Source organism: Luteimonas wenzhouensis (genome assembly GCF_007859305.1).
Taxonomy (GTDB): Bacteria; Pseudomonadota; Gammaproteobacteria; order Xanthomonadales; family Xanthomonadaceae; genus Luteimonas; species Luteimonas wenzhouensis.
Map to the genome: position 1 here is coordinate 676,483 of NZ_VOHE01000001.1, position 24,277 is coordinate 700,759.

12 protein-coding genes and 1 pseudogene are annotated in these 24,277 nt (G+C 72.3%); 4 read left to right on the plus strand and 9 right to left on the minus strand.

Annotated features, from left to right (window positions below; all coding sequences use genetic code 11):
* Positions 1 to 23 precede the first annotated feature (23 nt).
* From FQY79_RS03040 to asnB, 4 genes and pseudogenes are all read right to left on the minus strand, one after another.
* A pseudogene (locus tag FQY79_RS03040) lies at positions 24 to 6,452 on the minus strand (ESPR-type extended signal peptide-containing protein); the annotation flags it as partial.
* Positions 6,453 to 6,965: 513 nt separating this feature from the next.
* Complete coding sequence (purL, locus tag FQY79_RS03045; RefSeq protein ID WP_146310604.1) at positions 6,966 to 10,889, minus strand: phosphoribosylformylglycinamidine synthase; 3,924 nt, start codon at positions 10,887 to 10,889, stop codon at positions 6,966 to 6,968.
* A 79-nt stretch (positions 10,890 to 10,968) separates the two neighbouring features.
* On the minus strand, positions 10,969 to 11,808 hold the full coding sequence (locus FQY79_RS03050; protein WP_146310606.1) for a DsbC family protein: 840 nt from the start codon (positions 11,806 to 11,808) through the stop codon (positions 10,969 to 10,971).
* A 132-nt stretch (positions 11,809 to 11,940) separates the two neighbouring features.
* Positions 11,941 to 13,638 carry an asparagine synthase B gene (gene asnB / locus FQY79_RS03055; protein ID WP_146310608.1) on the minus strand — a complete coding sequence of 566 codons (1,698 nt, stop codon included), beginning with the start codon at positions 13,636 to 13,638 and terminating at the stop codon, positions 11,941 to 11,943.
* 325 nt (positions 13,639 to 13,963) lie between these two features.
* On the opposite strand from asnB, the gene FQY79_RS03060 reads away from it, so the two are divergent.
* From FQY79_RS03060 to FQY79_RS15545, 4 genes are all read left to right on the plus strand, one after another.
* The gene (locus FQY79_RS03060; RefSeq protein ID WP_146310853.1) at positions 13,964 to 15,622 is read left to right on the plus strand and encodes an ABC1 kinase family protein; all 1,659 of its coding nucleotides are present in this window, start codon (positions 13,964 to 13,966) and stop codon (positions 15,620 to 15,622) included.
* Positions 15,623 to 15,981: 359 nt separating this feature from the next.
* Positions 15,982 to 16,596: a DUF5625 family protein gene (locus FQY79_RS03065; protein ID WP_146310610.1), complete on the plus strand. Its 615-nt coding sequence runs from the start codon at positions 15,982 to 15,984 to the stop codon at positions 16,594 to 16,596.
* A gap of 27 nt (positions 16,597 to 16,623) precedes the next feature.
* A complete protein-coding gene (locus FQY79_RS03070; protein WP_146310612.1) occupies positions 16,624 to 17,490 on the plus strand; it encodes a hypothetical protein in 867 nt (288 codons plus the stop codon).
* A 27-nt stretch (positions 17,491 to 17,517) separates the two neighbouring features.
* Positions 17,518 to 18,120 carry a hypothetical protein gene (locus tag FQY79_RS15545; RefSeq protein ID WP_246122974.1) on the plus strand — a complete coding sequence of 201 codons (603 nt, stop codon included), beginning with the start codon at positions 17,518 to 17,520 and terminating at the stop codon, positions 18,118 to 18,120.
* Positions 18,121 to 18,181: 61 nt separating this feature from the next.
* On the opposite strand, the gene dapE is transcribed toward FQY79_RS15545, so the two are convergent.
* The 5 genes from dapE to map form a co-directional block, all read right to left on the minus strand.
* Positions 18,182 to 19,333 carry a succinyl-diaminopimelate desuccinylase gene (gene dapE / locus FQY79_RS03080; RefSeq protein WP_146310614.1) on the minus strand — a complete coding sequence of 384 codons (1,152 nt, stop codon included), beginning with the start codon at positions 19,331 to 19,333 and terminating at the stop codon, positions 18,182 to 18,184.
* A gap of 117 nt (positions 19,334 to 19,450) precedes the next feature.
* Positions 19,451 to 19,804 carry an arsenate reductase gene (locus FQY79_RS03085; RefSeq protein WP_146310616.1) on the minus strand — a complete coding sequence of 118 codons (354 nt, stop codon included), beginning with the start codon at positions 19,802 to 19,804 and terminating at the stop codon, positions 19,451 to 19,453.
* A gap of 118 nt (positions 19,805 to 19,922) precedes the next feature.
* A complete protein-coding gene (gene dapD, locus FQY79_RS03090) occupies positions 19,923 to 20,765 on the minus strand; it encodes a 2,3,4,5-tetrahydropyridine-2,6-dicarboxylate N-succinyltransferase (protein ID WP_425463168.1) in 843 nt (280 codons plus the stop codon).
* Positions 20,762 to 23,374 (minus strand): [protein-PII] uridylyltransferase, encoded by a 2,613-nt coding sequence (gene glnD, locus FQY79_RS15550; RefSeq protein ID WP_146310618.1) that lies wholly within the window; start codon positions 23,372 to 23,374, stop codon positions 20,762 to 20,764. The genes dapD and glnD overlap by 4 nt, the downstream gene beginning before the upstream one ends.
* Positions 23,375 to 23,376: 2 nt before the next feature.
* Complete coding sequence (map, locus tag FQY79_RS03100; RefSeq protein WP_146310619.1) at positions 23,377 to 24,153, minus strand: type I methionyl aminopeptidase; 777 nt, start codon at positions 24,151 to 24,153, stop codon at positions 23,377 to 23,379.
* Positions 24,154 to 24,277 lie beyond the last annotated feature (124 nt).

Here is a 24,277-nt window from a genome sequence, read left to right on the forward strand (position 1 = left end):
GCGGTGCCCGCCGCCGCGCCACCTCACCAGCCGAAGCCCGCGCCCAGGCCCACCGACTTCTCGTCGCCGCTGAACGCGCCGCCGATGGTCAGCGTGGCGCGCTCGCTGATCGCGCGCTGGTAGCCGACCGACAGCGCGCTTTCGCCGCCCTGGAAGCCGATGCCCACGCCGACCCGGTTCTGGGTGCGGATGCCCGCGGCGCTGGTGGCCATGTTGAGCATCGCCGCGCCCATCGCACCTTGGCGGTCGATGCGGCGGTCCTGGTCGGTGAACCGCCGCTCCAGTTCGGTCTGGTAGGCGGCGAAGCTGTCGCTCCAGGCGTTGAAGCGCTGGTCGGTGTACGCGTTGGCCTCGTTCACCGCGCGGGTGGCGGTGGACTCGAGCTGGGCGACATTGACCGCGTCGGTGGCCTGGGTACCGGCCGCGACGTGGGTGACCTGGCGCTCGTTGCCCGCGCTGCCCACCGACACCGTGTTGGCACGGTCGGCGACCGAGCCGTGGCCGAGCGCCACCGAGTTGGCCGCGCTCGCGCTGGCGCCCTCGCCGATCGCGGTCGCGTCAGGCTGGGCGGCCACCGCGCCCTGGCCCATGGCCAGGGCGGTGCCCGCCGCGCTGCCGGCCGGGACCGCGCTGCCCGCTTGCGCCGCGCCGGCGCCCGTGGCCACCGCCGCCGGCCCGGCGGCGGCGCGGCCGTCTCCATGCGCGCGACCGGCATCGCCGGTGCCAAGCCGGCGCCCGGCAGCAGCCGCACCCGTGGCCATGCCGCCGCCCTCGAGCGCGGTGAGGCGGCTGCCGAGCAGGCTGATCTCGGCATCCACCGCACCCAGCGCATCGCCGACGCTGAAGTAGGTGCTGCCCTGGATCATGAACGCCGGCGCGGACACCGTGCCGAACGCCGTCACCTCCGCGCCGCCGCCCAGGACCTGGGCAACGCTGTCGAGCGCGTCGTAGAACTGGCCGCCGTTGGTGGCATCGGTGCTGCCCGACGCGATCCGGCCAGCGGCGACATGGGTGATCTGGCGCTCGCCGCCCGCGCTGCCCACCGACACGGTGCCGGCGCGGTCGGCGACCGATCCCTGGCCCAGCGCCACCGACCCCGCCGCCGCGGCGACCGAATCGGCGCCCAGCGCCACCGCGTCGTCGCCCGAGGCGGTAGACCAAGCACCCAGCGCCGTCGAGTTGAAGCCGGGAGCCCAGGCCGCCGCGCCCAGCGCCGTGGCGTAGTCCCCGCTGGCCTCGGTCGGCAACAGGCCGAAGAAGCTTGCACCGCCTACCGCAACCGCGTTGTAGCCGCTGGCGATGGCGCTGTCGCCCACCGCGACCGACGATTCGCCGCCCGCATCGGCGGCGAAGCCGGCCGACACCGCGTACGGGCCGCTGGCACCTGCGCCGTAGCCCAGCGCGGTCGCCCCGTCGGCGTCCGCCGCGCTGAAAGCGCCAACCGCGGTCGCGGCGCTGGCCGAGGCCGCGCTGCTGTAACCGTAGGCCGTGGCCTGCACGCCATCGGCGGTGGACGCCGCGCCGGTCGCGGTGCTGAACGCGCCGTTGGCCTGCGCGCCGGCGCCGAACGCACTCGCACCGACTTCCGACGCGGTCGTGGTCTGGTCGAGCAGCACCTCGCCCGTGGCCGGATCCTCGTAGTACAGGCTGCCGCCCACCGCCGTCGCGCTGTCGGCCGTCGCCGTCGCGTTGAAGCCCGACGCGGTGGCGTTCTGGCCGTCGGCGTACGCGCCGCTGCCGTAGGCCGAGGCACCCTGGCCGAACGCGTTCGCCGCCTCGCCCGAGGCGGTCGCATACGCGCCTTCGGCGTACGCGCCCACGTCGTCGCCCGGATCGTCGTCGTTGCCCGTGGCCTGGAAGTAGCGGTTGCCCGCGGTCGCCCGCTCCAGCTGCGACAGATTCACCGCGTCGGTCGCTTCGGTGCCCGCGGCCACGTTGGTGATCTGGCGCTCCGCGCCGTCGGCGCCCACCGAGACGGTGTTCTCGCGATCGGCCACCGAGTCGGCACCGAGCGCCACGCTGTTGTCGGCATCCGCGAACGCATTGGGGCCCAGCGCCGTGCTGTAGGCGCCGAACGCGGTGCTGTAGAAGCCCAGCGCCACGCTGTCGGCGCCACTGGCCCAGGCCTGCGCACCCACCGCGGTGGCCTGGTCGGCCTGGGCGTAGGCGAAGTAGCCGGTCGCGGTGGCCTGGTCGCCGTCGGCCTGCGCCAGCGCACCGGCAGCAGTGCTGTAGTCGCCCCAGGCCCCGGCACCGGCGCCGAACGCGGCCGCTTCGGTACCGGTGGCCGCCGCCGGCACCAGGAACCCGAGACCGGGCACGAGGTCGGCATAGCCGCCGACCGCGGTGGCACCCTGGCCGGTCGCGCTCGCATCCACGCCCACTGCGGTGGCGTAGCCGTTGTTCGCCATCGCGCCATAGCCCAGGGCGGTGGCCGCATAACCGGAGGCGTCGCTGAAGCCACCGGCGGCGGTGGCGTAGTTGCCCGCCGCGCCGCTGCTGTAGCCCAGCGCGGTCGACTGCAGCCCATCGGCGGTCGACGCCGCGCCGGTCGCGGTGCTGAACGCGCCGTTGGCCTGCGCGCCGGCGCCGAACGCACTCGCACCGACTTCCGACGCGGTCGTGGTCTGGTCGAGCAGCACCTCGCCCGTGGCCGGATCCTCGTAGTACAGGCTGCCGCCCACCGCCGTCGCGCTGTCGGCCGTCGCCGTCGCGTTGAAGCCCGACGCGGTGGCGTTCTGGCCGTCGGCGTACGCGCCGCTGCCGTAGGCCGAGGCACCCTGGCCGAACGCGTTCGTCGCCTCGCCCGAGGCGGTCGCATACGCACCTTCGGCGTACGCGCCGATGTCGTCGCCCGGATCCCCGTCGTCGCCGGTCGCCTGGAAGTAGCGGTTGCTCGCCGTGGCGTCTTCCAGCTGCGCCAGGTTCACCGCGTCCGTCGCCTCGGTGCCCGCGGCCACGTTGGTGATCTGGCGTTCGGCGCCCGCGCTGCCCACCGACACCGTGTCGTCGCGGTCGGCTTCCGAGTTCACGCCCAGCGCCACGCTGTTGCTCGCGGCGGCGAAGCTGCCCGCGCCCAGCGCCGTGCTGTCCTCGCCCATCGCGGTGCTGAAGTTGCCCAGCGCGGTACTGTTGGTTCCGGTCGCCCAGGCACCGGCGCCGACCGCCGTGGAGTAGTCGCCCGATGCCTCGGCCGGGAACAGTCCGAAGAACGAGCTGCCGCCGATCGCCACGCTTTCGACGCCGCTCGCCGTGGCCGCCTGGCCCACCGCCACGCTGTCGTCGCCCGATGCGATGCTGTCCGCACCCAGCGCCGTGGCGTTGTAGCCCGACGCCGTGCTCCAGCTGCCGACCGAGGTGCTGTTGAAGCCCGATGCCACCGCCTCGCCGCCGATCGCGGTCGAGAAGTTGCCGGTGGCCTGCGACAGCGCACCGAACGCCGACGACTCCGTCCCCGAGGCCACCGCCTCGGCGCCCACCGCCGTCGACACGTCGCCCGTCGCCTCGGCGAACGCTCCCAGCGCGGTGGCCTCGATGCCCTCGGCCGTCGACAGCGCCCCCGACGCGGTCGCGCCGTCGCCGTTGGCCAGCGCACCGGCGCCCGTGGCGGTCGCCGCGAAGCCGTCGGCCACCGCCTCGCCACCCACGGCCACCGCGTACTCGCCGTAGGCCTGGCTCATCGCGCCCACGGCCACCGAGCTGGCCTGTTCGGCCACCGCGTTGAAGCCCACCGCGGTCGCGAACCCGTCCAGCGCGAACGCGCCGCTGCCCAGCGCCGTCGCACCCGTGCCCAGCGCCGTCGCCGACTCGCCCGCGGCGGTCGCGTACTCGCCTTCGACATACGCCTCGTTGTCGGTCCCGCCGCCGCTGGCCTGGAAGTAGCGGCTGGTCTGCTCCGCCACGTCGGCCACGGCGTCGAGCTGCGCCAGGTTCACCGCGTCCGTCGCCTCGGTGCCTGCCGCCACGTGGGTGATCTGGCGCTCGGCACCCACGTCGCCCACGGACACGGTATTGTCGCGATCGGCCTGCGAGCCGGCGCCCAGGGCGACGCTGTTGGCGCCGGTGGCGCCGGCGAGGAAGCCGACGGCGGTCGAGTCTTCACCGCTGGCCAGGCTGCCGCTGCCCAGGGCGCTGGCGCCATCGGCGGTCGCGTAGGCCAGGGTGCCCAGCGACGTCGACTGCACGCCGGTCGCCTCGGCCAGGGTGCCGACCGAGGTCGCGCCCAGACCGGTTGCCCAGGCGCCATTGCCGATCGCGGTGGAAGCGATACCGCTGGCCTCGGTGACCTGCAGGATCAGGCCCGGCCACCCGATCAGCAGGTCGCCGTAGTCGGCGATGCCGCCCACTGCCAGGCCGTAATCGCCGCTGGCCACGCTGCCGTAGCCTACCGCCGTGGCGTAACCGCCGGTCGCCTCACTGAAGGCACCGAGGGCACTGGAAGCAGGCGTGGTCGCCGTGCTGCTGTAGCCGTAGGCGGAGGCCTGCACGCCATCGGCGGTGGACGCCGCGCCGGTCGCGGTGCTGAACGCGCCGTTGGCCTGCGCGCCGGCGCCGAACGCACTCGCGCCGACTTCCGACGCGGTCGTGGTCTGGTCGAGCAGCACCTCGCCCGTGGCCGGATCCTCGTAGTACAGGCTGCCGCCCACCGCCGTCGCGCTGTCCGCGGTCGCGGTCGCGTTGAAGCCCGAGGCGGTCGCGTACTGGCCGTCGGCGTACGCGCCGCTGCCGTAGGCCGAGGCACCCTGGCCGAACGCGTTCGTCGCCTCGCCCGAGGCGGTCGCATACGCGCCTTCGGCGTACGCGCCCACGTCGTCGCCCGGATCGTCGTCGTTGCCCGTGGCCTGGAAGTAGCGGTTGCCCGCGGTCGCCTGCTCCAGCTGCGACAGATTCACCGCGTCGGTCGCTTCGGTGCCCGCGGCCACGTTGGTGATCTGGCGCTCCGCGCCGTCGGCGCCCACCGACACGCTGCCTTCGCGGTCGGCCACCGAGCCCACGCCGATTGCCACGCTGTCGTCCGCGGCGGCGAAGCTGCCCACGCCCAGCGCGGTGCTGTCCTGGCCTGCGGCGGTGCTGAGGTTGCCCAGCGCGGTGCTGTTGGTTCCGGTCGCCCACGCGCCCGCGCCCACCGCAGTGGAGTAATCGCCCGAAGCCTCGGCCGGGAACAGGCCGAAGAACGAGCTGCCGCCCACCGCCACGCTCTCCGCGCCGCTGGCGACCGCCGCCTGTCCCAGCGCCACGCTGTCGTCGCCCGACGCCATGCTGTCGGCGCCCAGCGCCGTGGCGTTGCCGCCCGAGGCCGTGCTCCAGCTGCCCACCGAGGTGGTGTTGAAGCCCGAGGCCTGCGCCTGGCCGCCCACGGCCGTGGCGTAGCTGCCCGAGGCCTCCGACAGCGCGCCGAAGGCCGAGGATTCGAAACCGGTGGCCGCGCTCCCGACGCCCACCGCCGTGGCGTCGTTCGCACCGGCAAGCGCACGCGCGCCATAGGCCGAGGCGCCGTCGCCGTCGGCCACGGCGCCGGCACCGGCCGCCACCGCGCCCTCGCCGTCGACAGTGGCATCGTCGCTGCCGTCGTCGGCGCCGTCGGCCTTGAAGTAGCGGTCGGTGTGTTCGGCGACGGCCGCGACCTCGTCGACCGCCCCCGCCAGCGTGTCCACGGCGCCGGCCAGTTCGCCCACCGAGCCGGCCACCGCGTCGACCTGCCCGACCGTGGCCGCATCGCTCGCGGCGACGCCGTCGGCGACATTGACGATCCTGCGCGTGGCCGGGCCGAGGCCGCCCGCGCCGCCACCGTTGCCCACCGACACGACGCCGGCCTCGGTGGCGCGCGCGCCGTAGCCCAGGGCCACGCTGCCACCCGCCGCGGGGGCAACGTAGGCATTGAAGCCCATCGCCACCGCGCCTTCGGAATGGGCCTGCGCGCCCTGGCCGGCCGCGGTGCTGCGCAGTCCCAGCGCCTGGGTGGCGCTGCCCAGCGCGGTGGACGCGGTGCCCGAGGCCAGCGCGTTGGAGCCGACCGCCGTCGCGTTGGACTGCAGGGCCCGCGCGTTGTTGCCCAACGCGCTGGCGCTGGTGTGGGTCGCGCGCGCCGCGTTGCCGAGCGCGGTGGAGCCGGCGCCGCTGGCGATCGCGCCGTCGCCGCAGGCCAGTGACGCGGTGCCCGTGGCCGCCGCGGTGCCGCAGGCGTCGGCCACGTCCGCCGGCCCCTTCCCGGGCGGCGGCTTGGGCCCGGGCTTGTCCTGGCCGGGCGCGGGCGCATGCGCCGGAGGCCCGTGCCCGTCCCCCGGCTTCTTGCCGCCACCCGGGCCCTGCGCCAGCGCGCCGGCCGATACGGCGAGCGCCGCGGTGGCCACCACCGCCTGCAGCAGGCGCGCGCCCTTGCCCTTACCCCTGGCCCGCGCGTGCTCCGAAGCCACGACCACCTGGCCGCTCGACTGGTTCCAGATCCGGGTGTAGATGCGATTCATCGAAAAGCTCCCTCTTGACGTGAAGTGCGGCGGAATCCGACGGGAAGGCCCGCGGTCGCGCTGCGGCCGGCGGGCCGGTGATCGTCAGGGGAAGGAGGCGGGCGTATCGGAACGCCGACAGACTGGTGCGGGCCCACTTCCCTGTGTGATTCGGTAGCGCGTCCTGAACGCTCCTCGAATGCTTGCGTCTGTGACGATACTCACCGCGGTTGACGAAATTTGTCAATCGCTTCCGACGCAAAGCGTCACTATCTGCCCTGAGCGGGCAACATTCGACCCTACTATCAACAGGTTGCAGGCCAAAGCGGTCGCTGGACCTTCAGACCGGCGTCCAAGTGACCCTTTCCCGGGAATGCTGCATCGCCGCAACGACCCGCCATCGCGCAGGCGCCACCCGCGGCAGGGCGGCTGCGGGCGACGGCGAAGAAGCGTCCAGGACTTCGGGCAGGCGCGGCGTGACCGGAAGGTCGACACCGCGCGCGGGCATGCCCGCGCCGGGGCTCAGCCCACCAGCGCGCGGGCGTTGCGGAACATGCGCATCCAGGGCGATTCGTCCGGCCAGTCGGCCGGTGCCCAGCTGAAGTTGATCCGGCGCAGGGTGCGCTCGGGATGCGGCATCAGGATCGTGACCCGGCCATCGTCGCTGGTGACGCCCGCGATCGCGTCGGTCGAGCCGTTGGGGTTGGCCGGATAGTGCGTCGCCGGCGTGCCGTCGCCGCGGACGTAGCGCAGCGCGACCTGCACCTGCGCGCGGTCGCCCTCGGCGGCGAACGCCGCCCTGCCTTCGCCATGGGCAACCACCACCGGAATCCGCGAACCGGCCATGCCGGCCAGCAGCAGCGACGGTGACGCGGGCACTTCGAGCATGCCCAGGCGGCCCTCGAACTGCTCGCTGCGGTTGCGCAGGAAGCGCGGCCAGTGCGCCGCGCCAGGGATGATGTCGCGCAGCTGCGACAGCATCTGGCAGCCGTTGCACACGCCCAGCGTGAACGTGTCGCGATGCGCGAAGAACGCGGCGAACTGGCCGCGCAGTTCGGCGTGTTCCAGGATCGAAGTGGCCCAGCCGCGGCCCGCGCCGAGCACGTCGCCATAGCTGAAGCCGCCGCAGGCCACCAGTCCGGCGAAGCCGTCCAGGCGCACGCGCCCGGACAGCAGGTCGGTCATGTGCACGTCGACCGCGGTGAATCCGGCGCGGTCGAAGCCGGCCGCCATCTCGACCTGGCTGTTGACGCCCTGCTCGCGCAGGATCGCGACCCTGGGGCGCGCGCCCGAGGCGATGTACGGCGCGGCGACGTCCTCGGCCGGATCGAACGAAAGCACCGGCGCCAGGCCGGGGGCGTCGAACGCGCGCGCGGCCTCGCGTTCCTCGTCGGCGCATTCGGGGTTGTCGCGCAGGCGCTGCATGGCGTGCGACACCGACCACCAGGCGTCGAACAGCTCCTCCCAGCGCCACTCGGCGAGCAGCTGCTCGCCGTGCAGCACGCGGATGCGGCCACTGCCGGTGGGCCGGGCGATGCGCTGCGCGCACTCGACCAGGCCGTGGCGCGCGACCAGGTCGGCGAACTCGGCACGGTCCTTCGCCGCGATCTGCACCACCGCGCCCAGTTCCTCGGAGAACAGCATGCGCAGCGCATCCTCGGCGCGGTCCTCACCCCAGCCATCAAGGTCGACGTCGAGCCCACGGTGCGAGCAGAACGCCATCTCGCACAGGGTGGCGAACGTGCCGCCGTCGGAACGATCGTGGTAGGCGCGCAGCAACCCGGCCTCGCGCGCGTCGCGCACCAGTTCGAAGAAACTGCGCAGGCGCGCCGGGTCGTCGAGGTCGGGGCAGGCCCCGCCGAAGGCGCCGTAGCACTGGGCCAGGATCGAACCGCCCAGGCGCTGTTTGCCCGCGCCCAGGCCGATCAGCCACAGCTCGCTCTCGATCCCGTCCTCCAGCAGTGGCGTGAGCTGCGCGTTCACGTCGGGCACCGGCGCGAACGCGGTCACCACCAGCGACACCGGCGAGACCGACTTGTGCTGGGTGGTCGCGGCCGGATCCTGCCACTGCACCTGCATCGACAGCGAATCCTTGCCGACCGGGATGCTCAGGCCCAGCTCCGGGCACAGCTCCATGCCCACCGCCCGCACCGCGTCGAACAGCTTCGCGTCCTCGCCGGCGTGAGCGGCCGCGGCCATCCAGTTGGCCGACAGCTTGACCCGCTCCAGTGACTCCACCGGCGCGGCGCAGAGGTTGGTGATCGCCTCGCCCACGGCCATGCGCGCGGCGGCGGCGGAGTCGATCAGCGCCAGCGGCGTGCGCTCGCCGATCGCCATCGCCTCGCCGGCGACGCCGTCGTAGCCGGACAGGGTGAGGGCGCAGTCGGCCACCGGCATCTGCCACGGGCCGACCAGCTGGTCGCGCGCGGTCAGGCCACCGACCGCGCGGTCGCCGATCGTGACCAGGAACTGCTTGGCGGCGACGGTGGGATGCGCCAGCACCCGCAGCCCCGCCTCGCGCAGGTCGACCACGTTGGTGTTGAGCATGCGCCAGCGCACCGGCGCCGGGCGCGTCGCGTCGCGGTGCATCTTCGGCGGCTTGCCGAACAGCACGTCCATCGGCAGGTCGATCGGGTGCGGGCCGTCGGCCTGCACGGGTTCCACCCGCGGATCCTGCGCGCCCTGCCCGGCATCGGCCAGGGTGCCGTAGCCGACGGTGAGGCGCTGCTCGGCGGTGGCCACGCCGACCACGGCGAACGGGCAGCGCTCGCGCGCGCACAGCGCCGCGAATTCGGCCAGCCGGTCCTGCGCCACGCCCAGCACGTAGCGCTCCTGCGATTCGTTGCACCACAGCTGCATCGGCGACAGCGACGGGTCGTCACTGGGCACGCGGTCCAGGTCGACCACCCCACCCACGTTCGAATCGTGCAGCAGCTCGGGGATCGCGTTGGACAGGCCGCCCGCGCCAACGTCGTGGATCGAGCGGATCGGGTTGCCGTCGCCCATCGCCACGCAGCGGTCGATCACTTCCTGGCAGCGGCGCTCCATCTCCGGGTTCTCGCGCTGCACCGAGGCGAAATCCAGGTCCTCGGAGCTCTCGCCCGAGGCGACCGAACTGGCCGCCCCGCCACCCAGCCCGATCAGCATCGCCGGGCCACCCAGCACCACCACCGCGTCGCCCGGGCGCAGGGCGAGCTTGGAAACCATCGGCCGGTCCATCGTGCCCAGGCCGCCAGCGAGCATGATCGGCTTGTCGTAGGCGCGCACCGGCTCGCCGTCGTGCTGCAGCTCGAAGCTGCGGAAATAGCCGAGCAGGTTCGGGCGCCCGAACTCGTTGTTGAACGCGGCGCCGCCCAGCGGGCCGTCGAGCATGATCTCCAGTGCCGGCGCCATGCGCGGGTTGAGCGCGCGCGGCGATTCCCATGGCTGCGGCAGGGTCGGGATCCGCAGGTGCGAGACGCTGAAGCCGGTCAGTCCCGCCTTGGGGCGGCCGCCGCGCCCGGTCGCGCCCTCGTCGCGGATCTCGCCGCCCGCGCCCGTGCTGGCACCGGAGAACGGCGAGATCGCGGTCGGGTGGTTGTGGGTCTCGACCTTGATGCAGAACGCGCTTTCGGCCACCGGCTCGCTGCGGTACTCGCCGCTGTGCGGATCCGGCCGGAAGCGCCTGGCCGGATAGCCCTCGACCACCGCGGCGTTGTCGCTGTAGGCCGAGAGCGTGTGCTGCGGCGTGCGCGCGTGGGTGTTGCGGATCATCCGGAACAGCGACAGCGGCTGTTCCTCGCCGTCCACGGTCCAGGACGCGTTGAAGATCTTGTGCCGGCAGTGCTCGGAATTCGCCTGCGCGAACATCATCAGCTCGACGTCGGACGGCTCGCGGCCCAGCGCGCCGAAGCGCTCGCGCAGGTACTCGATCTCGTCGTCGGCCAGCGCCAGGCCCAGGCGCGCGTTCGCCTCCTCCAGCCCGTCGAGCGCGATGCGCTCGACCTCGCCGCGGCGCGGCACCGCGAACAGCCCGGCCGCCTCTTCGTGCGAGCCGAGCAGCGACTGGGTCATCGGATCGTGCAGGTGCCGGGCCAACGCGACCCCGGCGCCCGGGGCCTCGGGCCAGCCGAGCAGGTCGATCCGCATGCCCCGCTCCACCCGCCGCACCGGCTGTCCGGCGCCACGCAGGATGTCGGTGGCCTTGCTCGACCACGGCGAGATCGTGCCCAGGCGCGGCGACACGAACCGGCTCCTGGCACCGGCCTGCGCCGGATGGCGGTCCTGCCCGGCCTCCAGCACGCGCTCCAGGACCCGCCGGTCCGGCGCCGCACCGGGTTCGGGCTCGATCCAGTACACGTGCCAGGCGCCGGCGATCCGGACTTCGGGCGCGATCGACTGCAGGCGGGACTCAAGCCGTTCGCGGCGGAACGGCGACAGGGCCGGCAGGCCCTCGAGGACGATCATGTCCGGACGATACTGGGAGCGGGCCGCCTATTGTAATGGGCTTTGCGGCGCGCCGCCCGGCCCCGGCCGCGGCGGGGGTTCAGCCGCCCCGGTCGGCGTCGGCGGCCTCGGCCGCCTCGACCTGCTGCAGCATCGACAGCAGCGCGTCGGGCGGCAGGTAGCCCGGCATCTGCACCCCGCTCCGGGTGACGATCATCGGGGTGCCGGTCAGGCCCACGCGCTGGCCCAGCTCGTAGTGCCGCGCGACCGGGTTGTCGCAGCTGCGCGGCGGCACCGGCCGCCCGTTCTTGGCGTCGGTAAGCGCCTTGCGGCGGTCGGGGGCGCACCAGACCGCCTCCATCAGGGCGAAGTCGGCGGTGTCCGGGCCCATGCGCGGGAACGCCAGGTACTCGACCGCGATGCCGCGGCGGTTGTACTCGGCGATCTCCTGGTGGAGCTTGCGGCAATAGCCGCATTCGACGTCGGTGAACACCGAGACGGTGTAGCGCGGGTTGGGCGGCGCGAACACGATGCGCTCCTCGTCGGGCACCTCGGCCAGCAGGCGCCGGCGGACCGCGGCCACCCCGGCGCGGCTGACGTCGCGCCGCGCCTCCACGTCGAACAGGCTGCCCTGCAGCAGGTACTTGCCATCGTCGCTGACGTAGAGCGTCTGCCCGGACACGATCACCTCGCGGAAGCCGGCCAGGGGCGCCGGCCCGATCGCGTCGATCTGGATGTCCGGGCTGATCGACTCGATCGCCTGGCGCGCGCGGTCCTCGGGCGTGCCCGGGACCGTGCGGATCTGCCCGACCGGGGCCGCGGCCTCCGCGACGGCGGTCCCTGCCGGCGCCCCGGCCTCGCCGGAGTCCGGGGCCTGGGCGCAAGCCGACAGGCTGGCCACGCACAGCGCGGAGAACAGGAGGCTGGAATGCAGGGACATCGGCTGGGCGCGCGGACGCGTTCGGCGGGTGGGCCCCGATTGTCGCACGAGGCGCCGTCGCGGCCGCCCGCGGGGCGTCCCCGGCGGGCGGCCGTTCAAGTCCGGTAGAACTTGCCGGTGCCCCCGCGTCGTTCAGGCCGCCGGCAGCGCCTGCGCGTGCACACCCGCGACCGCGCGCCCCGACGGATCGGCCATCGCCGCGAAACTGGTGTCCCAGGCGATCGCCGCGGGCGAGGAGCAGGCGATGGACTTGCCGCCTGGCACGGTCTGGGCACAGGCCGGGCCCGGATAGAACTGTTCGAACAGCGCCCGGTAGTAGTACGCCTCCTTGGTCTGCGGCGGGTTGTGCGGGAAGCGCCGCTCGGCCGCCGCCAGCTCCCGGTCCGAGACCTGGGCCTCGGCGTGCGCCTTGAGCCCGTCGATCCAGCCGTAGCCCACGCCGTCGCTGAACTGTTCCTTCTGCCGCCACAGGATCGAGTCGGGCAGGTAGCCGTCGAAGGCCTGGCGCAGCACGCCCTTCTCCATGCGCTGGGCGTCGGCGCGGGCCGGGTCGACCATCTTGTACTTCGCGTCCATGCGCATCGCCACGTCCAGGAACTCGCGGTCCAGGAACGGCACCCGCGGCTCCACGCCCCAGGCCATCATCGACTTGTTGGCGCGCAGGCAGTCGTAGTTGTGCAGGGCGTCGAGCTTGCGCACCAGCTCCTCGTGGAACTCGCGCGGGTTCGGCGCCTTGTGGAAGTACAGGTAGCCGCCGAAGATCTCGTCGCTGCCCTCGCCCGAGAGCACCATCTTCACCCCCATCGCCTTGATCCGCCGCGCCAGCAGGTACATCGGCGTGGAGGCGCGGATGGTAGTGACGTCGTAGGTCTCGATGTGCCGGATCACCTCCGGCAGCGCGTCCAGGCCTTCCTGGAAGGTGTAGGTGAAGCCATGGTGCACGGTGCCGAGCGCTTCGGCCGCGATCTCGGCCGCGGCCAGGTCGGGCGAGCCCTCCAGGCCGATCGCGAACGAGTGCAGGCGCGGCCACCAGGCCTCGCTGCGGTCGTCATCCTCGACCCGGCGCCGGGCGTAGCGGGCGGCCACCGCCGCCACCAGCGACGAATCCAGCCCGCCCGACAGCAGCACGCCATAGGGCACATCGCTCATCAGCTGGCGGTGCACCGCCGCCTCGAACGCCTCGCGCAGCGCGGCCGGGCCGACCTCGACCCCTTCGACCGCCGCGTAATCCCGCCACGGCCGGTCGTAGTAGCGCACCAGCGCGCCGCTGGCCGAGTCGTAGTAGTGGCCCGGCGGGAACTGCGCCACGTCGGCACAGATCGGCGCCAGCGCCTTCATCTCCGAGGCCACGCACAGGCGGCCGGCGCGGTCGTGGCCCCAGTACAGCGGCACCACCCCGATCGGATCGCGCGCCACCAGCGCGCGGCCGCGCCCGGCGTCCCACAGCGCGAACGCGAAGATGCCGTTGAGCCGGTTGAGGAACGAAGCGGGCGCGTCCTCGCGGTAGAGGGCGTTGATCACCTCGCAGTCCGAGCCGGTCTGGAAGGCATAGCCGCCGGCCAGTTCGCTCCGGAGTTCGCGGTGGTTGTAGATCTCGCCGTTGACCGCCAGCACCAAGCCGCCGTCGGCCGAACGCAGCGGCTGCGAACCGCCGGCCGGGTCGACGATCGCCAGCCGCTCGTGGACCAGGATCGCGCCGGCGTCGTGGTGGACACCGCTCCAGTCCGGGCCACGGTGGCGCTGCAACTGCGACAGTTCCAGCGCCTGCCGCCGCAGCGCCTGGACGTCGTCTCCGGGCTGCAGCCCGAACATGCCGAAAATCGAACACATCGATCACGCACTCCTGGTCGGCCCGGCCATCCCGGGCGCACACGAAAAAGGCCCGCACCTTGCGATGCGGGCCTGCATTGGCGGCGTTGTAGGAAGTACTACGCCAGGTTGCAGCCCGCTTCGCGCACGCGATTGTTCGCCGCGCGGTTGCGGTTGCGGACGTTCGCGTTGCGGAAGGACTGCAGGGCCATGGCGCGACGGTACCGCGGCGCGCCCGGGGCTTGCAACAGTTGCAGACACAACCGTCACCAGCGCGGCGGAATACTCGCCGGGGGCCGGTCGCCGGCCCGGGGATCCATCCGGAGGCACGACCTTGAGCGAGACCATGCAGCGGCTGTCGAGAACGTCCCAGGTGGTCGCGATGCTCGCGCGCTACCGGCGCGCCGGCATCCTTACCGGCTTCGACCTCAGCGAGGCGGAGGAAGACCCCGTCGACGGCGAGACCGACGAACTGGCCGAGCGCTTCGTCGCCGACCTCGAGGCGATGGGGCCGGCCTTCGTCAAGCTCGGCCAGGCGCTGTCCACCCGGCCGGACCTGGTCCCGGCCAGCTGGATCACCGCGCTCGAGCGCACCCAGGACGACGCCACGCCGGCGCCGGTCGACGACATCGAGGCGCTGCTGGAGAAGGAGCTGGGCGTGCGCGCCAGCAAGGTGTTCTCCGAGATCGACCCCGAGCCCATGGCCGCCGCGTCGCTGGCCCAGGTGCACCGCGCGGTGCTGCGCGACGGCCGGGTGGTGGCGCTGAAGATCCAGCGCCCGGACGTGGCCTGCGCCTGCCGCGTGGACCTCGACGTGCTGGCGGGCCTGGCCGGCACCGCCGACGCGCTCACCGACGCCGGCCGCCGCATGCGCCTGGCCGACTGGATCGCCGAATTCCGCAAGGCGATGCTCGACGAGCTCGACTACCGGATCGAGGCCGAGAACCTGGAGCGTTTCGCGCGCCACCTCGCCGGCTACGAGCGGCTGCGCGTGCCGCGCCCGCTGTGGGACTACGTCACCCCGCGGCTGCTGGTGATGGAATGGATCGACGGCATCAACGTCACCAGGATCAGCGGTCTGCGGCGCACCGAGGAGGACACCGCCCCGGCGACCGTGGAGCTGCTGCGCGCCTACCTCGACCAGGTGTTCGTGCACGGCGACATCCATGCCGATCCGCATCCCGGCAACGTGCTGCTGTGCCCGGACGGACGCATCGCCCTGATCGACCTGGGCATGGTCGCGACCATCCCGCCGCGCCAGCGCGAGCGGCTGCTCAAGCTGGTGTTCGCCGCGGTCGACAGCCGCGGCGAGGACGTGGCGCGCGAGCTGGTGGCGCTGGGCACGCGGCTGGAGGACTTCGACGAGTCGGCCTGCGTGCGCGAGGTGTCGCAGGTGGTGGCGCGCTATTCCGGCTCCGCCCGCCGCACGTCCGAGGGCCGGATGGTGCTGGAACTGGTGCGCCGCTCCACCGAGTGCGGGCTGCGCACGCCGCCGGAGATCAGCCTGCTGGGCAAGACCCTGCTCAACCTCGAACGCGTCGTCGACGCGCTGGCGCCGGACGTGGACGTGCGCCGCGAGATTGAATCGCACCTGCAGTCGCTGATGCGCGAGCGCCTGCGCCAGTCGCTCTCGCCGACCAACCTCGCCGCCGAGGCGATGGAGCTGCAGGAGCTGGTGCGCGAAGCGCCGCGCAAGCTGTCCGACGCGCTGTCGCTGGTCGCGGCCAACCGCCTGCAGGTGCGCCTGGCGGGCCTGGACGATTCGCGACTGATGGAAAACCTGCAGAAGATCGCCAACCGCATTGCCTCGGCGGTGGTGATCGCCGCCCTGCTGCTGTCCTCGACCCAGCTGATGAGGATGGAGGCGGGCCCGACCCTGCTGGGCTATCCCGCGCTCGCCGTGGTGATGTTCCTGGTCGCCGCGGTGCTGGGCCTGATGCTGGTGGTGAGCGCCATGCGCCACGACCGCCTCGCCCGTCCAGTCGAGCGCACCGGGACCGAATAGCCCCCGCGCCCCTCCCAAGCCCCCTCTCCTGTAGGAGCGGCTTCAGCCGCGACCACCCATCGGGGATGGCGCCACCCGCGCACCTGCACGCAGGCAACATCCGCACCACCGATGACCCTGCGCCACCTGGGCGCCAGAGCCGGACTCACGCTCAAACCATGTTGCGCCGCGGGTTCGACGTCCCTAGACTGGCATCGCACGCACGGCGCCGGAACGCGCCCTTCCCGAAGGCAAATGGAGCTGCCCGTGTGTCCCCACCCCAATGCCGCGGCCCCGGTGGCCGCCCGCCAGGCGCGCCGCATCGCCGTCCGGGGATGACGCTCCGGACGCTTCTTGCCCTGACTACAGGACTGCTCGCCATGACCGCCTGCGTGGACGGGCCACGGGCCGATGCGTCGCACCCGCACTCGCGCCCGGGCAACTTCCCCGTCGTCGAACCGTTCGCCCTGGAGCAGGCGGGCAGCCGGCTCACCGTGGACTTCGAGTTGCCGGAAGCCCCTCGGAACGGCGGGCCCAGACCGGTCTTCATCGGGTTTCGCGCCGTGAACGCGACGTCTGACGGATCTGACGAGATGTTGCGAAACTCGGTCCAGTTGACCGAGTACCTGCATGAGTCAGCGCTGCCCGTCCGCATTCGACTCAGGCGCATCGCCGGTGCCCACGAGGACCCCGTGCTCCTGTACGACATCCACAGGAACATCGCCGACCTCGAAACCCGATATGAGCCCCATCCCGGAGAGATCTTCACCAACCATCCAGCTGCGAGCACCGACAACACACCCCTGATCGATGCCGGCCTGTTCCGGGATGACGAGGTTTATTACGTCCACCAGTTCGCCCAGATCGTTCCGCAACCAGGGACGTATCGCGTGGAGGTGGAGAGCCTGGAGTCACATCCGGTCCTGGAACAGCTGAAGCGGAAGTTGCCGAAGCTGCGTTACGAACTTCTTGTTTCCCACTACTACCCCCGGTGAGTTCCCACAGCCCATAGGCATCGCCCCATGTCCCATGCCCGTGCACGCATCGAACCCACCGGCAAGAACTACATCCTCAGGATCTACGTCGCTGCACCGGGCACGCAGATCCATTCGTACGGCGGCGAACACCCCAGACGCTCGCTGGCCGGACATGTCTTTTACAGCATCAGCGATGGAACAGTAGAGCGTGGGTACGGATTCTCGCCAGTCGAGAGCGGAACAGGCGGACCGGGGCATGTCGTCAGGGACGAGCACCTGGCCTACCGGAGCCCGGCCTACATTCGCACGATGGAAATCACGGAAGTCCAGTACGAGGCGCTCCTCACCTACGGGGAATCGGCTTTGAACAAGGACGAGCGGCACTTCAATCTCCAGTACGCCGGCGCTACCAACAGCTGCATCGACTTCACCTGGGGCACCCTGAACCGCGCTGGCCTGCACCGGGAGATCCAGCTGCCCTTCGGGATCAAGTTGCGCGACAAGGATTACGACGGCGCGCTCAAGCCCCTCGACAACATCCGCGAGTTCCGGCGCATTCCCGACCCGGTCCCCGGCAGCCCCCTCAACCGCGAACAGGAGAACGAACTGCCGGAGAGGAAGCTCTGGCAGCGCCTGATCAGCGTGGAGGAGCCGCAACGCGGTCCATCAGGCGTCGTTACTCAAGAGGGCCGCGTCACCGGTCCGGCGACGCCGTTCACCGACCCGGTCCTCGGGCAGCTGTATGCCGCGCTGCAGGCCAGGGATGGCGAAGCCCTGGACCTGATCGGACGGCAGTTCAACCGCTCCGACGAGGGGATGCGCCTTGCGGAACCGGGCGAACAGCTACACGCCGCCCGGCAGGCCAACGAGCAGGCCGGGCGGCACCAGGGCGACGCGCTGGCCCGGACGTGACCGGTCGCCTCCCCGGCGATCCCAGGGATGAGCATGCACACCACGAACGAACTGGCGGGCGCGAGCGCCGAACTGCGCAGGTCCATCGACTCCAACACCGAGATCGCCAAGGTGCTGCTGGCGCTGCGCACGGACATCTCCGGGCACGCACGCAAGGTCCAGGCGATGCTGGAGCACGATGTCCAGGCCAGGGCGCATTCCGAACAGAGGTTCAGGAACGACGTCCTGCGCATCACGGGGCAGGCCGCCGAGCGCATTGCAAGCGAGGCCTCGGGCGCGCTCAAGCCCCGTCTGGAGGAGCATTCCCATGCCCTGGCGGTCCTGCGCGTGCAGGTCGAACGCATGGGGCGGACTGCGCGGGCATGGACCCTGGCATCGCTCGCCACTCTGGGACTGACGCTGGTGGCATCACTGCTGGTGCTGGGATACGTCAGGCGCGAACTCGCCACCGCCCGGGCACAAGTGCAGCGGTATGACGATGCGATCCCGGTCCTGCGCGCCTTCCACGCATCGGACGCGGTGGTCTGCGGCGACAGGCTCTGCGTGAACGTCGACACCCGCGGTCCGCGCAGCGGCGAACGACGGCAATACTTGCCCGCGCAGGACAGGACGCCGGCCGGCCGGGAGTAACCGCCCTGCCCGCTTGCGCCGGGACGTCGCCCACCCGTCCCTTCGCGTCCGGTGCCGGAACTCAGCCCGCCGGGGCGGATGCCAGGAGCCGCTCGATCAGGGCCAGGTACAGCCCGGGCAGCGCCTCCAGGTCGGCCACGCGCACGTGTTCGTCCACCTGGTGGATGCTGGCGTTGACCGGGCCGACCTCGATGCACTGTGCGCCCAGCGGGGCGATGAAGCGCGCGTCGGAGGTGCCGCCACCGGTGCTCTCCTCGGGCGGGCTGCCGGCGAACGCCGCCAGCACCTCGCGTGCGGCCGCGCGCAGCGGGCCTTCCGGGGTATGGAAGGGCTCGCCGCTGCGGTGCCAGCGCAAGGTGTAGTCCAGGCCGTGGCGCTCGAACAGCGCCGCGACCTCGGCCTCCAGCCGCGGCGCGTCCCAATGCGGGTTGTAGCGCAGGTTGAACACCACCTGCAGTTCGCCCGGGATCACGTTGTTGGCGCCGGTACCGGCGTGGATGTTGCTGACCTGCAGGCTGGTCGGCGGGAAGCTTTCGTAGCCCTGGTCCCACGCCCGCGAACACAGTTCGGCCAGCGCCGGCGCGGCCTCGTGGATGGGGTTGCGCGCCTTGTCCGGATAGGCGACGTGGCCCTGCACGCCGCGCACGGTGAGGGTGCCGGTGAGGCTGCCGCGGCGGCCCACGCGCAGCAGGTCGCCCAGGCGGGCGGTCGAGGAGGGTTCGCCGGTGATGCACCAGTCGATGCGGGTGCCGCGCTGGCGAAAGGTGTCGGCCACCCGGCGCACGCCGTCGATGGCATCGCCCTCCTCGTCCGAGGTCAGCAGCAGGGCGACGGTGCCGGGATGGTCGGGGTGCGCGGCCACGAAGCGTTCGAGCGCGACCACGAACGCGGCCACGCTGCCCTTCATGTCCGCGGCGCCACGGCCGTAGAGCACGCCGTCGCGCACGGTGGGCGCGAAGGGGTCGCTGGTCCAGGCATCGCGCGACCCGGGGGGCACCACGTCGGTATGGCCGAGCAGCACCAGCACCGGGCCGCCGCTGCCGTGGGTGGCCCACAGGTTGTCGACCTCGCCGTAGCGCAGCTGCTCGACCGCGAAGCCGGCCCGCGCCAGGCGCGCCGCGAGCAGGGCCTGGCAGCCCGCGTCGTCGGGGGTGACCGAGGGCCGCGCGATCAGCTCGCTGGCCAGGGCGAGGACGTCACTGGTCTGGGTCATGTCCGGGCATCCGGTCGGGTCGATCGCAGCAACGGTCGCGGGAGGCGCGACCGCGCCCAGCATTCCGCACCGCGCCCGGGATCACAACCGGCGGCAGCGCCGGGCGCATGGCGGCGATCACATTCCGAACCGCTTCTTGAAGCCGTTGTCGCTGAAGCCCTGGCTGACCTCGCCATCCGCGGTCACCACCACCGGCCGCCGGATCAGCTGCGGGTACTCGCGCAGCAGCAGCTTCCACTCCGCATCGCTGGCGGGGGCCTTGCGGTTGTCCGGCAGCTGCCGCCAGGTGGTGGAAGACTTGTTGACCATCGCGGCGAAACCGCCCAGCTTGCCGGCCCACTCGACCAGCGTTTCGGGCGTGGGCTTGTGGTCGCGGTAGTCGACGAACTCGTGGGCGATGCCGAAACGGTCGAGCCACTTCGTCGCCTTGCGGCAGGTATCGCAGTTCTTCAATCCGTACAGGGTGGTCATGATCCGGGCTCCTCCTCGATTCGCTTCCCCGCAGGAGCGGCTTCAGCCGCGACCGCGACCACGGCGGCGCCATGCCTGCCGGGTCGCGGCTGAAGCCGCTCCTGCAAGGGGTCCGGGCTCAGTCGGCCAGGCCGCGCAGCAGTTCGTTGACGCTGGTCTTGCTGCGGGTCCGCTCGTCCACCTGCTTGACGATCACCGCGCAGTACAGCGAGTGCGAACCGTCCTTCGCCGGCAGCTGTCCCGACACCACCACGCTGCCCGGCGGCACGTAGCCGTAGCTGATCTCGCCGGTCATGCGGTTGTAGATGCGGGTGGACTGGCCGAGGAACACGCCCATGCCGATCACGCTGTGGTGACCCACCACCACGCCTTCGACCACCTCCGAGCGCGCGCCGATGAAGCAGTGGTCCTCGATGATCGTCGGGCTGGCCTGCAGCGGCTCGAGTACGCCGCCGATGCCGGCGCCGCCGGACAGGTGCACGTGCCTGCCGATCTGCGCGCAGGAGCCGACCGTGGCCCAGGTATCGACCATGGTGCCCTCGCCTACATGGGCGCCGATGTTGACGAAGCTCGGCATCAGCACCACGTCGCGGCCGAAGTAGGTCCCGCGGCGCGCCACCGCGCCCGGCACCACGCGCACGCCCATCGCGCGGAAACGCTCGGCGTCGAAGCCGGCGAAGCGCGCCTCCACCTTGTCCCAGAACGGCGCCGGCTGCGCATCCACCACGGCCATGTCGTTGACCCGGAAGTACAGCAGCACCGCCTTCTTCAGCCATTCGTTCACCTGCCAGCCGCCGCCGGGCTTCGGCTCGGCCACGCGCAGCTCGCCCGATTCGAGTCCCTGCATGGCCTGCTCGACCGCCGGCCGCAGGGCCTGGACCTCCTCCGCCGACAGCGCCGCGCGGCGCTCCCATGCCTGTTCGATCGCCTGCTGCGTGGCGGCCAGTCCCGCTGCGGTCATGCCTGTTGCTCTCCTTCGATGCCAAGTTGAAGCGCGTCGCGAAGCGCGGCGCACTGGGATTCGTCCAGCGCCCGGTCCTGCCGGTCGCTGACCAGGAACACGTCCTCGGCGCGCGCGCCGAAGGTGGCGATGCGCGCGTCGTGGACGCGGATGCACTGCTCTCGCAGCACCTGGGCGATGTCCGCAAGCAGCCCGGGCCGGTCGGTGCAGACCAGGCTCATCACCGTAAGCCGGCCGTCGGCGCTGGTGTCGAAGTCGACCTGCGGCGCCACCCGGAAGTGGCGCAGGTGGCGCGGCTGCGCTCGCCGCGCGGGACGCACGTCGAGCGAGCCGGCGAGCACGGTGGCCAGCTTGCGCTCGATCGCCGCGGTATCCGGGGCCTGGCGCTGGTCCACCGACAGCACCTGGAAGGTGTCGAAGATCGTGCGCCCCGGCCCGTCGAGCGCGCGGGCACGCTGGATCGCCAGCCCGAGCCGGTCGAGGGTGATGACGATCGCGGCGAACAGCCCGTCGCGGTCGGGCGCGTGCACGAACACTTCCAGCGCCCCGCCGGCCCCGGCCACCCGGCGCACCCGCACCACCCGGGTCCCGGGCGCGGCCTCGCGCAGTGCCAGCACCTGCCACGCCACCTGGTCCGGCCGGGCGCGCAGGAAGCCCGCCTCGGGCATCCTCGCGAACAGCGCGTCGACCCCTTCCACGCCCTCCGCGGCCAGCAGCCCACGGACCTTGTCGCGCGCCTCGGCGATCCGCTCGGCCGCGCCGATCGGATGTTCGAGCCCGCGCCGCAACGCGTAGCGGGTCGCCACGTGCAGGTCCGCCAGCAGGCGGTCCTTCCACGCGTTCCACAGCGCGGGCGAAGTGCCGGCGATGTCGGCGCAGGTGAGCAGGTAGAGGTAGTCCAGCCGCTCCCGGTCCGCCACCTCGACCGCGAAGCGGTGGATCACCGCCGGGTCGGAGATGTCCTGCTTCTGCGCGGTCACCGACATCAACAGGTGCTTGAGCACCAGCCACTCCACCAGCGCGGTGTCGGCGGCCCCGAGCCCGTGCGCCTCGCAGAACTCGCGCGCATCGACCGCCCCCAGTTCGGAGTGGTCGCCGCCGCGGCCCTTGGCAATGTCGTGGAACAGGCCGGCGATCAGCAGCAGTTCGGGCTTGCGCAGCATCGGCCAGACCTCGTGCGCCATCGAGAAGCGCTCGTCGGGGAGGCCGGTGGAGAAGGACGCCAGGTTGCGCAGCACCGCCAGGGTGTGCTGGTCGACCGTGTACACGTGGAACAGGTCGAACTGCATCCGCCCCGAGACGCGGGCGAACGCCGGGATCCAGCGTCCGAGGACGCCCAGCCTGGCCATGCGTTCGATGGTGCGCACCGGGCCCGGGCCGCCCAGCAGGGCGAGGAACTGCTCGCGCAGCGCCTGCGACGCCTCGTGGTAGGCCGGCAACGCATGCAGCGACTCGGCCAGCGCGCGCGCGGTGCGCGAATGCAGGCCCTTGGCCTCGGGGTGGTCGGCCCACAGCGCGAACAGGTGGAACACGCGGGCCATGTCCGCACCGGGCCAGAACTCGTCGCGCGCCACCAGGTAGCCGCGCTTCATCGCGAACTCGGCGTCGAGCGGTACCGCCTCGGCGTCGCCCTCGATCTGTTCCTCGAACCGTTGCAGCAGGCGCTCGCCGATCCGCAGCACGATCGCCGCGCTGCGGTAGAACTGCTGCATCATCCGCTCGACCCGGTCGTTGTCGGCGTCCTCGACGTGCTGCAGCCGCGCCGCCAGCGCCTTCTGGTAGTCGAAGCGCAGACGCTCCTCGCGCTTGCCCGCCACCAGGTGCAGCCCGTAGCGCAGCCGCGCCAGCACCCGCCACTCGCGCTCCAGCGCCGAGTACTCGTCCAGGCCCAGCTGGCCGAGCGGGATCAGCGACTCGATGTCGCGGGTGCCGAACACGCGGCGCGCCATCCAGCGCAGGGTCTGGATGTCGCGCAACCCGCCGGGCCCTTCCTTGATGTTGGGCTCGAGGTTGTCGGCGGTGTCGCCGAAGCGGGCATGGCGCCGGCGCAGCTCCTCGCGCTTGGCGGCGAAGAACGCGCCCGCGGGCCAGACCCGCTCCACCGAGACCGCATCTTCCAGCCGCGCGGCCATCTCCGGCGCCGCCACCAGCGGCCGGGCCTCGATCAGCGAGGTCATCACGGTCACGTCCCCGGCCGCGGCCGCGGTGCACTCGTCGAGCGTGCGCACCGCGTGGCCGACCGGCAGGCCCGCATCCCAGAGCAGCGCGAACAGCCGCGACAGCGCCGCGGTGTCGGCCTCGCACGCCTCCTCGCCCACCACCACCAGCAGGTCGACGTCCGAGCGCGGGAACAGCTCGCCGCGGCCGTAGCCGCCGACCGCGAACAGGGTCAGGTCGGCGTCGGCGGGGATCGTGCGCGCCCAGGCCTGGCGCACCAGCGAGTCGACCGCGATCACCCGGGCCATCAGCAGCCGCTCGATGTCCTCGTCGGCATCGAAACGCCGCGCGAAGCCGGCGTCCTGCGAGCGCAGCGCCTCGGCCGCCGCCGCGGCCCAGGCCGCGTCCCCTTCCGGGTGCGGCGCGACGTCGCTGTCGGGGGCCGCGGTCACGTTCAGAGGTCGTTGTCGTCGCCGGGCAACCGGGTCAGGATCTCGACCCCGTCGCTGGTGACCGCCACCGTGTGCTCCCACTGCGCCGAGAGCTTGCGGTCCTTGGTGACCACGGTCCAGCCGTCCGGGAGCAGGCGGGTGTGGCGCGAGCCCTCGTTGATCATCGGTTCGATGGTGAAGGTCATGCCCGGCTGCAGGACCAGGCCTTCCCCGGGGCGGCCGTAGTGCAGCACCTGCGGGTCCTCGTGGTAGACCTGCCCGATGCCGTGGCCGCAGTATTCGCGCACCACGCTGAAGCGCTCGCCTTCCGCGAACTGCTGGATCGCGTGGCCGATGTCGCCCAGGGTCGCGCCCGGGCGCACCACGCGGATGCCGCGGAACAGCGCCTCGCGGGTGGTCTCCACCAGCCGCCGCGCCATCACCGACGGCGTGCCGACGTAGTACATGCGGCTGGTGTCGCCGTGCCAGCCGTCCTTGATGACGGTGACGTCGATGTTGATGATGTCGCCGTCCTTGAGCACCTTCGACTCGCTCGGGATCCCGTGGCAGATCACGTTGTTGGCCGAGATGCAGGTGGTGCGCGGATAGCCCTTGTAGCCCAGGTTGGCGGGCACGGCCTTCTGCACGTTGACGATGTGGTCGTGGCAGATGCGGTCGAGTTCCAGGGTGGTGACGCCGGGCTTGACGTGTTCGGCCACGACCTGGAGCACCTCGGCGGCCAGGCGGCCGGCGACGCGCATCTTCTCGATCTGCTCGGGGGTCTTGAGCTGGATGGTCATGCCGGCATTATCGCCGAGCCCGGCCGGCCGTGCCGGCGCGCGCCCGGCCGGGCGTCCGGACCTCGCCCACCCGCGGCCGCCCCGGGCGCCTTGCGCCCCCTTGTTTGCCCCGGCCCGGCCCCGC